Source organism: Hungatella sp., assembly GCF_046966825.1.
In genome coordinates this window covers 1-12,840 of the sequence record NZ_JBKVCZ010000170.1, presented here as the reverse complement: position 1 = coordinate 12,840, position 12,840 = coordinate 1, and the positions used below count along the sequence as shown (strand labels likewise).

The 12,840-nt window shown below is 51.9% G+C and carries 11 protein-coding genes and 1 other annotated feature; of the genes, 1 reads left to right on the top strand and 10 read right to left on the bottom strand.

The genetic code is table 11. The annotated features are described in order from the left end of the window. From ACLTD4_RS30095 to ACLTD4_RS30055, 9 genes are all read right to left on the bottom strand, one after another. Nucleotides 1-1,274: ribonuclease R family protein (locus tag ACLTD4_RS30095; protein WP_412331796.1), on the bottom strand; the 1,274-nt coding region annotated here is incomplete at its 3' end. Between the two features lie 176 nt (nt 1,275-1,450). Then, on the bottom strand, nt 1,451-1,684 hold the full coding sequence (gene secG, locus ACLTD4_RS30090; RefSeq protein ID WP_002603794.1) for a preprotein translocase subunit SecG: 234 nt from the start codon (nt 1,682-1,684) through the stop codon (nt 1,451-1,453). An 80-nt stretch (nt 1,685-1,764) separates the two neighbouring features. Further along, nucleotides 1,765-3,003 (bottom strand): phosphopyruvate hydratase, encoded by a 1,239-nt coding sequence (eno, locus tag ACLTD4_RS30085; RefSeq protein ID WP_117620556.1) that lies wholly within the window; start codon nt 3,001-3,003, stop codon nt 1,765-1,767. Nucleotides 3,004-3,095: 92 nt separating this feature from the next. Further along, entirely contained in the window at nt 3,096-5,516 is a 2,421-nt protein-coding gene (pheT, locus tag ACLTD4_RS30080; protein WP_117620555.1) for a phenylalanine--tRNA ligase subunit beta, read from the bottom strand. A gap of 19 nt (nt 5,517-5,535) precedes the next feature. Continuing rightward, complete coding sequence (gene pheS, locus ACLTD4_RS30075) at nt 5,536-6,555, bottom strand: phenylalanine--tRNA ligase subunit alpha (protein ID WP_055652956.1); 1,020 nt, start codon at nt 6,553-6,555, stop codon at nt 5,536-5,538. Between the two features lie 202 nt (nt 6,556-6,757). Continuing rightward, nucleotides 6,758-6,996, bottom strand: a binding site (T-box leader). A gap of 94 nt (nt 6,997-7,090) precedes the next feature. After that, the gene (locus ACLTD4_RS30070) at nt 7,091-7,723 is read right to left on the bottom strand and encodes a hypothetical protein (RefSeq protein WP_055652958.1); all 633 of its coding nucleotides are present in this window, start codon (nt 7,721-7,723) and stop codon (nt 7,091-7,093) included. Nucleotides 7,724-7,753: 30 nt separating this feature from the next. Further along, nucleotides 7,754-9,499 carry an ABC transporter ATP-binding protein gene (locus ACLTD4_RS30065; RefSeq protein WP_412331795.1) on the bottom strand — a complete coding sequence of 582 codons (1,746 nt, stop codon included), beginning with the start codon at nt 9,497-9,499 and terminating at the stop codon, nt 7,754-7,756. A 1-nt stretch (nt 9,500) separates the two neighbouring features. After that, nucleotides 9,501-9,674, bottom strand: a complete 174-nt coding sequence (locus ACLTD4_RS30060) for a hypothetical protein (protein WP_412331794.1) — start codon at nt 9,672-9,674, stop codon at nt 9,501-9,503. Then, nucleotides 9,671-11,230 (bottom strand): ABC transporter ATP-binding protein, encoded by a 1,560-nt coding sequence (locus ACLTD4_RS30055; RefSeq protein WP_412331793.1) that lies wholly within the window; start codon nt 11,228-11,230, stop codon nt 9,671-9,673. Before ACLTD4_RS30055 ends, ACLTD4_RS30060 begins: the two co-directional genes overlap by 4 nt. 115 nt (nt 11,231-11,345) lie before the next feature. Between ACLTD4_RS30055 and ACLTD4_RS30050 the strand changes: the two genes are divergently transcribed. After that, complete coding sequence (locus tag ACLTD4_RS30050) at nt 11,346-12,254, top strand: LysR family transcriptional regulator (protein WP_117620552.1); 909 nt, start codon at nt 11,346-11,348, stop codon at nt 12,252-12,254. 68 nt (nt 12,255-12,322) lie between these two features. Here ACLTD4_RS30050 and ACLTD4_RS30045 read toward each other — a convergent pair. Next, nucleotides 12,323-12,840: MFS transporter (locus tag ACLTD4_RS30045; protein WP_412331792.1), on the bottom strand; the 518-nt coding region annotated here is incomplete at its 5' end.

The following is a 12,840-nucleotide window of genomic DNA, read 5'->3' as shown; positions in this document are numbered from 1 at the left end:
ACCTTGGTCTCCGGGAAGTCGAAGTCGATCGATCCCCTCGTCTTCCGCTTCTCCCTCAGGATATCGGCCAGCTCCTTCATAAGCAGGAACATGGGGACAAACTCCTCGTATTCCTTCATCATCGCCTCATCACGGTCTGTCACGACCGCGTTTACCGCCGTGTAGGTCATACGCCTGTCCACGTTGATGAGCGTCTCTGCGATCCGGTGCCCGGTCACATTGCCCGCTTCGTCGATCTCCATGATACAGCTGAGGGCCAGGCGGTCCTCCCCCTGATTTAAGGAGCAAATTCCGTTGGACAGCTTATGGGGAAGCATGGGAATCACCCGGTCCACCAGATAGACGCTGGTTCCCCTCTTAAGCGCCTCCTCATCCAACGGGCTGTTCTCCGTCACATAGTGGCTGACATCCGCAATGTGGACGCCCAATGTATACACACCGTTCTCCTTCGATACGGAAATCGCGTCATCCAGATCCTTCGCATCCTCGCCGTCGATGGTGACGGTCTGCAGGCTGCGCAGGTCCAGTCTGCCTTCCCGCTCGCGATCCGTGACCTCGTCGGAGACCATTTCCACCTGATCCATCACCTCGTCAGGGAATTCCTCCGGAAGACCATACGCCTTCACGATGGATATGATGTCCGTTCCCGGATCGTTTACATGGCCTAAAATCTCCGTGATCATGCCCTCCGGCTTCTTCTGGCTTCCGCCGAAGTCCGTAAGCACGGCTACCACCTTGTGACCGGTCACGGCCCCCATATCCTTTCCCTGAGGAATGAATATGTCCTTACCAATCTTCTGGTTGTCCGGAATGACAAATCCAAAGTTCTTATTTTTCTGGTAGTATCCGATCACGGTCCGGTTCGCGTGCTCCAGAACGCGCAGGACACGTCCTTCGGCCCGTCTTGAGCCCTCGCCCTCTGTCTCGATGGTAATCTGCACGGTATCGCCGTTCATGGCGTCAGCCGTCTTATCCTCGGGTATAAAGACGTCCTGCTCCCGTCCTTCTACGGTCACAAAGCCAAAGCCCCTCGGATGGCCGCTGAACGTACCGGTTATGGAGCCGATATCCGGCTTGCCGTACTTTCCTTTTTTGGAAATGCCGATCTTTCCCTCAGACAGCAGTGCATCCAGCACTTCCTTCAGCTCTTCTCTCTGCCCCTTCGGCACATCGAGAAGAATCGCCATCTCCTTCAGCTTCATCGGAACGTAGGCCGGTTCTTCCACCAGCTGTAATATCATGTTCTTTCTCTGTGTCAGTTGTTCCTCTGTCATAATTTCCTCGTTTTCTGTTTTACGCTGCGGTTCCCTCTGCTTTTATCATTATGCCCGGAAGGAACGTAAATAGTCCGGCCGCCGGACTCCCGCGCCGGAAGGCACTTGCTTCACCGGATAAATTTTCCTGTGAAACAAAAACACCCTTGCCGCCTAACCACAAGAGTGTTTAATCTTTACAGTATATTCAGATTCAATACTAACGCGAGAACGAAAAACAGAATCGCTCCGTATCTTGTAAATTTCTCCAGTTTACCTTCCATGGAACGGCCTTTGTTTCTTCCCCAGTAAGTATCCGCCATACCGCCGATGGAACCCAAGCCCTGTGTCTTTCCTTCCTGCAGCAAAATAATTGCAGATAATGCTATACATATGATAACAAATATGATTGATAAAATCGTTCTGATCATGTCCCTTTTCCACCTCCTATAGTCAAACATGGTAATCATATCATATTTTTTCCATAAATACAACTGCATTTTTTGTATTTTTATATTCTTACTTTCATCCACTCTTCGATTCTCAGAAGCTCGTTGTATTTCGATGTCCGCTCCGACCGGCACGGCGCGCCCGCCCTGATCCAGTCTGCGTTTACAGCCGCGGCAAAGTCGGCAGCGTACGGATCCTCCGTCTCACCGTATCCCTGGGACACGGCTAATTTCAGCCCGTTTCTTTTGGCCAGATCCGCCATCTCCATGGCCGCCGTCACACTCTTTGCTCCACACATGGAAATGCCTGCTGCGTTTTCCTCCACACCGTCCCAGTCTGCCAGGCAGGCCCAGTCTCTTTCTCCCGGCTTTAAGCAGCCCGGTTCCCGGTTTTTGTGCTGCCCGATAAATACAGCCCGGTTTCCCAGCATCTTGGTCAGCATGCCCCATCCGCCGGCATCCGCCTCCGCCAGCCCGTCGAACACGGCGCAGACCGGATATCCGTCCAGCAAACGAATATAGAAACCGATCATATCATTTCTGTCCCGCTCGACCGGTACGCCTGTCATACGGCTTTCCCCTTTAAACTGATAGAACCCGGTACCTTCATCGAAGAGTGATTCCGCGCCTGCGCCGATGGCCAGACACATATCTTTCCCCGGCTCATAGCCGCACAGCATCATGGCCTCCATGATATATTCCAGAGCCTCCTCCGAATTTCTCAAATCCGGTACAAAACCGCCGTCGTCTCCCACCCCGGTCTGATATCCCGAGATGGTGAGAAGCCGTTTTAATGCCTGGTATACCTCCATGCATTTTTCGGCGCCTTCGCCAAAGGAGGCGGCGCCCACAGGGACTACCATATAGGATTCCAGATCGAGTGAGTTGTTCCTTCCGTATCTCCCGCCGCTGATCATCGTCATCATGGGGACCGGGAGGCGTCCAGGCGCCGTTCCGCCCAGATACCGGTAAAGCGGCATCCCCAGGCCGGCCGCCGCTGCCCTGGAAACCGCCATGGATACCGCAGTTAAGAAACCGCCGCATTTCCTGATTCCGCAGGAAGAAGCGCCCTCCTCCAGCAGCTTGTCAATGCCTCTCTGGTCTGACGCGTCCTCAAACAGTACACATTCCGACAGTATCTCCATGACCCGGTCCGTGTCTTCGCTGTCCTCGCAGAGCGCTACCATGGCGCGGCCCCGGGCGCCGTTTTCCAGCTCCACTTCCGCCTCCACGGCCGGCAATCCCTCTGAGTCCAGCATTCTGCGCCCGGTCACCTCTATAATTTCAAGTCCTTCCGCCATAACGTATTCCTCCTTACAAAACAATCCATTTTCTGTAAGGATGAACACAACTCCGGCACTTTATACCCGGTGATGCAAGAATATACGATCGTTTATGCTCTCAGTTCAATTCCAAGCGCCTGCAGACCATTTAATATTTTATTCATGACCGCGCCGACTTCCTTGTCCTCCAGCGTGTGGTCCTTCGCACGGAAGGTGATGGAGTAGGCCACAGACTTAAAGCCTGCGAGGATCTGAGCGCCCTCGTAGATGTCGAACAGCTGGTAGCTCTCGAGAAGCTTTCCGCCGCGCTGCTCAATCACGTCTTCGATCTGACCCACCAGCACGTCCTTCGGCACCACCATGCTGATATCTCTGGATACAGCCGGATACTTCGCGATGCCTGTATACTTGCGGTCGAATGTGGTGAACGGAATCATAGACGGCATATCGATCACAGCCACATACGTTCTCTCACCGATTTTATAGTTATCCGCCACATCCGGATGAATCTCGCCTAAATAGCCTACCGTAACTCCGTCGTAGACGATATCGGCCTGTCTGCCCGGATGAAGGAAGCTCTTTTTGTCCTCCGGAGAATAGTGCGGTTTCTTGTGCATACCGGCTTTGTCGAAGAATTCCTCAACCACGCCCTTCATGTCATAGAAATCACCGTCGCCGTACATTCCCAGTGTAAACTGCATCCGCTCGTCAGGCAGTTCTGTCAGCGGAAGAGACTTCGGAAGATAAATATTTGCCAGTTCGTATAAACGGACATTTTTATTTCTGCGGTTGTAGTTTGTCGATAAGGAGTTCAACATACCGTGCAGCGGAGAGGTTCTCATGATGCTGAAATCCTCGCCCAGCGGATTTAAGATTCCCACCGTCTTACGAAGCGGGCTGTCCTCCGGAAGCTTCAGTCTGTCAAATACCTTCGGGCTCTCGAAGGAATACGTCATGCCCTGGGAGAATCCGCAGAACTCCGCAACCTCTCTGGCCACCTCTTCCACACGCAGCTTATACGATAATTTTCCGGTCGTGGCCTCTCCTGACGGAAGCGTCACCGGGATCTTGTCATAGCCGTAATATCTGGCCACTTCTTCTGCCATGTCGGCCATGCAGTTTAAATCCTGACGGAAGGTTGGAACGATAATCTCACGCCTATCGGCGTCATATCCCAGATCCAGCTTCTTAAAGTAGCCCAGCATGGTTTCTTCGGAGACATCCGTTCCCAGAAGCCGGTTCATCTTCTCCGGCTCAAATGGAATTCTCTTTTCCGTTTTCTTTTCCGGATAGATGTCGATCATGCCGCCAACGACCTCACCGGCGCCCAGCTCCTCGATCAGCTGGCAGGCGCGGTTTACCGCCTCCTCGGCGTTGTTGGGATCAAGACCCTTTTCGTATTTTCCGGAAGCGTCGGTACGGAGTCCGACCTTCTTTGCGGAGAGACGGATGTTGGTGCCGTCGAAGCATGCGGATTCAAATACCATGTTCTTCACATCATCGGTGATCTTGGAGTTTTCACCGCCCATGATACCTGCGATGCCGACTTCCTTTTCCCCGTCGTTGATCATCAGAATCGTGCTGTCCAGCTTTCTCTCCTGACCATCCAGGGTCTGGAATACGTCGCCGTCCTTTGCACATTTGACAATAATCTCATGGCCTGCCAGCAGGTCATAATCGAACGCGTGCATGGGCTGGCCGTATTCTTCCATTACGTAGTTGGTGATATCCACGATATTGTTGATCGGGCGGATTCCACAGGCGGCCAGACGTCTCTGCATCCAGGATGGTGACGGAGCGAGCCTGATATTTTTCACCATTCTCGCACAGTAACGCGGGCAGAGATGGCTGTCTTCCACGGATACCTTTAAATAGCTGTTGATGTCCTCGTCGTTTCCAGTGGCCGTAACAACCGGAGGATGGAATGGCTTGTCAAAGGTAGCCGCTGCCTCTCTGGCAATGCCGATTACGCTGTAGCAGTCCACACGGTTGGAGGTAATTTCATACTCGAATACGGTGTCACGCAGGCCCAGCACCTCGATTGCATCTGCGCCTTCCTCTGTGTCTGCAGGAAGGATGTAGATGCCGCTCTCCGGAGCATTCGGATACATTTCTTTAGAGGAACCCAGTTCCTCGATGGAGCAAAGCATGCCGTTTGACTCAATACCGCGAAGCTTGCCCTTTTTAATCGCCACGCCGTTCTCTGGAAGAGGGCCGCCGTCATGGCCTCCCGCTACCTTTCCGCCGTCCAAAACCACCGGAACCTTATCGCCTTCCTTAACATTTGGTGCGCCGGTCACGATCTGAATGGTCTCCGCGCCGATATTCACCTGGCAGATGATCAGTTTGTCCGCATCCGGATGGCGTTCGATCCGGTCAATCCTGCCGACTACGATCTTCTCCAGGTTTTTGTCGAGGCGTTCAAAGCCTTCTACTTTCGTTCCGCTTAATGTCATCGCATCTGTATATTCCTGGTCGCTGACATCTAAGTCCGGAACATATGCTTTAATCCATGATAATGGTGTATTCATCTTTTTTCCCTTCCTTTCCCTAGAACTGTCTTAAGAACCGAATGTCATTTTCATATAACAGTCTCATATCATCGATCTCGTACTTCAAAAGTGCGATACGCTCAAGGCCGACACCGAAGGCGAAGCCGGAATACTCGTCCGGGTCAATGCCGCTCATGCGGAGAACGTTGGGATGCACCATGCCGCATCCTAAGATCTCGATCCAGCCGGAGCCCTTACAGAACCGACAGCCGCTGCCGCCGCATTTAAAGCAGGTTACATCCACCTCGGCGCTCGGCTCTGTGAATGGGAAATGATGTGGACGGAATTTTACTTTTGTCTCCGGTCCGAACAGTTCCTTTGCAAAATCTGCCAGCGTTCCCTTTAAATCGGCAAACGTAATGTTCTTGTCGATCACCAGGCCTTCAATCTGATGGAAGGATGGGGAATGGGTCGCATCCACCTCATCGGAACGGAATACGCGTCCCGGGGCGATCATACGGATCGGCAGCTTGCCCTGCTCCATGGTGCGGACCTGTACCGGGGATGTCTGGCTTCTCAAAACGATGGATTCGTTAATATAGAAGGTATCCTGCTCGTCTCTGGCCGGATGGTTCTTCGGAATGTTCAGTTTTTCGAAATTATATAAATCATACTCCACTTCCGGGCCTTCCACCACTTCGTAGCCCATGCCGACGAAGATGCGCTCCACTTCTTCCAGCGCGATGGTGTTCGGATGGCTGTGGCCTACATTGTTTCTCTTTGCAGGAAGGGTCACGTCGATGGTCTCTCTTCTTATCTGCTCTTCTCTCGCCTTCTTTGCCAGAGACGCCTTGGCCTCCTCCAGCCTGTTTTCGATGATGGCGCGGGCGTCGTTGACCATCTGGCCTACCTTCGGTCTCTCCTCCGGCGGAACGTCCTTCATGCTCTTCAGCACGCTGGTCAGTTCGCCCTTTTTCCCTAAATAAGCGACCCTGATTTCATTCAGCTTTTCCAGCGCGTCCGACGCTTCGATCTGCTTCAATGCATCTTCCTTGATTTTTTCTAATTGGTCTTTCATCATGCTCTCCTTCTTTTATCATTTTTTCTTATACATAGAGTTGGTTAAGCCTGACTCGCGCGCCGGAGCACGGTTGCTTTGGCGGCCATACTTTCTCAGCGCGGAGTGCGCATACCCGATAAAGCGGGGCACACGGTCCTGCCCGGTGGGCTTTTTTTGTAACAGGAACACCTTTCTATTACAAAAAAAAGCTCCGCCCCTGGTTAGGGACGAAGCTGAAGTTCGCGGTACCACCCTGATTCCCGCACAGAACGTGCAGGCACTCGGCATACGTAACGTGTATGAACGTCATGACCTACCCGCCGTCTTCGTAGGACGGTTTCTGCCATGCTGCTTCAGTGGGAAATTCAAACGCTTATCTGAACTTGAGGGGGCTTACAGCCGGTGACTCCCTCTCTCTGAAAGAAAATAAGGTTCTACTGACACCTTCATTGCATTTATCTGATAAAACTGAATTCATTTTATCCATTGCAGCAGGAAATGTCAAGTGGTTTGCGGATTTTTCGCCTGAATTTTATTTCATACACCGCTCCTTCTATTGAATCAAACACTGATTCTCATCAAACCCATCCGCATACATACTGTCCTTATAAATCTCATCCAGCGTATCAAAGCGGAAGGTTCCCGCCTTCACTTTATAGAACTTCTTCTCCTCCGGAATATAGAACATCCCGCTCTTATCCACGTTTATGGCCGCAATCTGTTCTGTATCCGTCGAAAAATATATCTGGTACGTGGTTGCCTCGTCCAGCTGACCGTTCGGGACCTCCTCTAAGGAGAAGCCTGTAAATAAGTCGGCCACCGCTTTAATCCTGTCTTTATCCTCACTGAAGAACGAATAACACACAGAGCCATAGTAAATGGAGACCGCTTCCGACTTCTCCGTATCGATCGGTATGCCGGAAAGCACCTCTCCGTCTGCCGGCGCCGCACCTGTTATGGGCTGTGCCTGCCCGGCCCCGCTGCCCGCGGCAGCTGTATCCCCGGAGTTCCCCTTATCCGCCGTGTCAATCTTTTGAAATCCCACGGCGCTGTCAGCAGCCGTCTCTGATCCGCCGACGACGCTGCTCACATCCGGTGCTTTCGCTGAAGCACCGCAGGCGGTCACCGTAAGCGCGGCCGCCATGAAAAGTCCGATAAAAGCGGTATAATATCCTGTTTTTCTCATTTGTCTCATCACCTGTCCTGTTATATCCGGTCATACAGCGAACTGGCTGTTGTACAGTTCCGCATAGAAACCATTCTTCTCAAGCAGGCTCTCATGAGTCCCCTGCTCGATAATATGGCCGTCCCGCATGACCAGAATCATGTCTGCTTCCCGTATGGTGGAGAGACGGTGGGCCACGATAAAGCTGGTCCTGCCTTCCATCATCTTGGAAAATGCCTTCTGAATCCGTATCTCAGTTCTCGTATCAATGGAAGACGTAGCCTCGTCAAGAATCAGCATGGGCGGCAGACACAGCATCACGCGCGCAATGCACAGGAGCTGCTTCTGTCCCTGGGACAAGTTGCTTCCGTCCTCAGAGATAACCGTGTCGTACCCATCCTTCATTCGTTTGATGAAGCTGTGGGCATGAGCCTCCTTTGCCGCTATGACCACTTCCTCGTCCGTCGCTTCCGGCCTTCCATATGCGATATTATCACGAATCGTACCGGATTTCAACCATGTTTCCTGAAGGACCATGCCGTAACTTGTTCTTAAGCTTTTTCTCGTAATCTCCCGCACATCGTTTCCATCCACTTGAATCGAGCCGGAATCTACATCGTAGAAACGCATGAGCAGATAGATGACCGTAATCTTTCCGCATCCGGTCGGCCCCACAATGGCGACACGCTGCCCCGGTTTTACTTCGAGATTCATATTCTCGATCAGCGGTATTTCGGGATCATAAGAGAAATTCACATCGCTCAGAGACACTTCCCCCTTTACCTCCGACAGGACAGCTGCATCCGGCGCATCCGGAATCTGTGGTTCCTCATCGATCAGTTCAAAGACGCGGGCCGCCGAGGCCAATGCGTTCTGAAGCTCCGTCACCACGCCGGAAATCTCATTAAACGGCTTCGTATACTGGTTTGCATAGCTTAAAAAGCTGGAGAGCTGCCCCACCGACAAATAGCCGGAAATAGCCGCAAACGCACCTGCAATTCCCACGCTGGCGTACACCAGGCTGTTGACGAACCGGGTAGCCGGATTGGTAATGGAAGAAAAAAATGTAGCCTTAAGTCCCCATACCCGCAGACGCTCGTTGATTTCCTCGAACTGAGACTGGGTCTCTTCCTCGTAGCCAAATGCTAAAACCACCTTCTGGCTGCCGAGCATTTCTTCCACAAGGGAGGTGAGTTCGCCCCTCGTCTGCGACTGTTTCCGGAACATGGTGTAAGTCCGCTTTGCAATAAAGCTTGCCACAAACAGAGAGACCGGGGTAACCAAAATCACGACAACCGCTATGGCCGGATTGATTGTAAACATGAAAATGAGGGTTCCTAAAATCGTAAGGATACCCGTAAACAGCTGCGTAAATCCCATCAAAAGTCCATCGGAAAACTGGTCGATATCGGCAATCAGGCGGCTGATGATATCGCCGTGGGAATGGGAATCGATGTATTTGAGCGGCAGGCTTTCCACCTTTGCAAACGCCCGGACCCGGATATCCTTCACCACACGGTACGTAATGATATTGTTGATATGGCTCATAAGCCACTGTGACACCGCGGTAATCAGGATAATGACGCCAATTTTCATGAGAATTCCGCCCATAACGGCAAAATCCACACTTCCCGGTGCAAGAATGCAGTCAATGGCTTTACCGGTCAAAATCGGCACATAGAGAGTCAGGACCACCGTGATCAATGCACAGGCCAGCGAAGCCAGGACGCCCCATTTATACCGGCTGATGCTGGAGAGAATCCGCCGTATGGTCGTTTTATGCTTTTTCATATTCATCCTACTGCACCTCCTCCTTCGAAAGCTGGGACAGACAGATTTCCCGGTAAATCTCACAGTTTTCAAACAGCTCCTTATGGGTTCCGCATCCCACCATGGCGCCGTCATCCAGGACGACAATCTGATCCGCGTTCCGGATCGTGGTTGCGCGCTGGGATACAATGAAGACAGTCATATCCTGCGTCCTCTCCTTAATGGCCTTCCGAAGCCTGGCATCCGTAGCAAAATCCAGGGCAGATGCACTGTCTCCATGATCAGGATCTCCGGTTTTCTGACCAGCGCCCTGGCAATCGTGAGACGTTGTCTCTGCCCGCCGGACAGGTTCTTGCCGCCGGCCTGGATATAGAGCTCCAGTCCCTCGTCCTTTTCTTCCACGAATTCAAGGGCCTGAGCCGTCTTAAGCGCCTCATAGATCTCGTCGTCTGTGGCGTTTTTCTTTCCCCACTGCATGTTCTCCCGCAGTGTCCCGTGGAATAACACCGCCTTCTGCGGAACGATCCCCGTCTTGCCGCGCAGCTGATCCAGCGGATACTCCCTGACATCGTGGCCGTCCACCGATACCCCGCCCTCCGTCGCATCATAGAAACGGGGAATCAGATTGACAAGCGTCGATTTACCCGATCCTGTACCGCCGATGATACCCACGGTCTGCCCTCTCGTCACGGAAAATGAGATGTTGCTTAAGGCCGGTTCCCTCGCTCCGTCATAGGTAAATGTCATATCTTTAAATTCTACCGCCGGAGCGCCTTCGCAGGCTTCCAGACACGTATGGTTCTTCTCCGTGATTCCCGGCTTCTGCTCGAACACGGCACTGATCCGGTTCGCGCAGGCCAGCGCTTTGGAAATGGTGATGATTAGATTGGCCAGCTTCACCAGCTCCACCAGAATCTGGGACATGTAGTTTACCAGAGCCACCACCTCGCCCTGGGTGATAATCCCGCGGTTCACTTCCTTCGCTCCGGTCTGTATGAGCACAATGATGCCCAGGTTGATAATCACATAGGTAAGAGGATTTAACAGGGAAGAAATCTTCCCGACAAACACCTGGATTTTCACCAGCTTACCGTTTTCCTCATCAAACCGGCGGCCTTCATCCTCCTGCCGGTTAAAGGCCCGGATCACGCGGACACCGCTAAGATTTTCCCTGGCGGTCAGGAGCACGCGGTCCAGCTGCCGCTGAACCTTTTTATAGAGAGGCATGCTGATTAACATGATGCCAAATACAATTACGGACAGCACCGGTATGACAATGACAAAAATCAAAGCCGCCTTCACATCAATGGTAAAGGCCATGGCCATGGCTCCGAACACGATGAAAGGAGATCTCAAAAAGAGGCGTAAAAATAAGTTAACCCCTGACTGTACCTGGTTTGCATCACTCGTCATGCGGGTGATTAGCGTGGCTGTCCCCGCCTTATCGAGTTCCGCATAGGAGAGGCTGCCAATGTGGGAAAACAGGTCATTTCGCAGCGCCGTACCGAATCCCGCGGCCGCCTTTGCCGCAAAATACTGGGCTGTGATGGAACAGACCAGCCCCACAACTCCAAGAAGCACCAGAATTCCGCCCATTTTTAAAATATAGAGGAGGTCCTGTGTCTTAATTCCAACATCGATTACTTTCGCCATCACGAGAGGTACCATCAGCTCAAAACTGGCCTCCAGAAGCTTAAATAACGGCCCTAAGAAGCTTTCCAGCCGGTATTCCTTTAAGTATTTCAGGAGTTTTTTCATTTATCCTTCCTCCGGATTCATATGTTTTTAGAATAATTCATTGTAATATTATAGCATTCTGGTATAATATTACAAGTATCTATTGCAGAAAATAATTATTAAAGAGGTGTATTCCATGGGACAGATGAATTCAAGGCAGCTCTATTATTTTACAGTGATTGCGGAAACGGGCAGTTTTACGGCGGCAGCAAAAAAGCTGGGGCTGTCCCAGCCGCCGCTCAGCAAGCAGATCATGATGCTGGAGGAGGACTTAGGCGTCCGTCTTCTGACCCGCGGGGCAAGGAAGGCCGAGCTTACCGAGGCCGGTTCCTATCTCTATTCCCGTGCTAAGGATATCCTGTCCATGATGGATACGGCCGCTGATGAGCTCCAGAATTTTCCCTCCTCATCGAAGGGAATCTTAAAGCTGGGAACGATCTCCTCCTCCGGCAGCTTTCTGGCGGACAGCATCCTGCCGGGCTTCTGCCGCCTTCATCCCAATGTTCGATTTGAAATCTCCGAAGGGAACACTTACGAGCTTTTGGAAAAGCTGAAAAACGGTATCATCGAATGCGCCGTGGTTCGAACACCGTTTAATACCGACGGTTTTCACTGTGTCTTCGGATCAGAAGAACCGCTTACGGCAGTCGGAGTTTCCTCCTGGTTTGACGCGATTCCAGGCGGCTCAATCCGCCTTACGGACCTTGCCGGAAAGCCTCTCATCTATTATCGGCGCTTTGACGCCATCATATCCATGGCGTTCCAGAATATCGGCGCGGCGCCTAATATCTTCTGCCGCAATGACGACGCCAGGACGTGTCTCCAATGGGCTGGCGCCGGCTTAGGCGTGGCCCTGGTGCCGGAATCCATCAGCAGCATGAGAACGGCCGAAGGCCTGACAGTCCGGATCATTGATTCTCCGGAAACCGTCACCCGCATGACCGCCATATACAAAAAAAATGGCTATGTTTCAAACATAGCCAAAGAATTTGTAACTTATTTTGAAGCGCAGTCCAGAGTGTGTTTATTTCAATCCACATTATGAGCCCATATATCGCTCATAATGACAGACAGCGTTGCTGTCTTTTATCTGGTTTCCAGATAAGCTTGACCTCATGTCAGTGGGGATATATGCCCACCACTGCCGTTAAGCTTCACAGCCTTCCCAAACACAAAGAATCCGATGAGGAACATCACGGCCAGAATCGCAACACCGCCGTTGCTCTTTCCCGTAATCTGAGCGAATAATCCCATCAGAGCCGTTCCCATGAAAGAAGCGCCCTTTCCGCAGATATCAAAAATACCGAAAAATTCTCCCGATTTCTCAGGCGGAATGATTCTGGCAAAATACGACCGTGACAGCGCCTGGATCGCTCCCTGGAACATGCCGACGCAAACGGCCAGCACCCAGAACTCATACTGCTTATCCAGCTGAATCGCATAAAGCGCAATACAAAGGTATGCAAGAATACACAGGCGGATGAGTTTTTCCGTCCTGTACTTTTTCGCCGCTTTGCCGAACAACAGCGCAAATGGGAACGCCACAATCTGAGTTAAAAGAAGCGCCAGCAAAAGGCCCTGGGAATTGAGCCCCAAAGAGCTTCCATAAGCCGTAGCCATCTCGATAATGG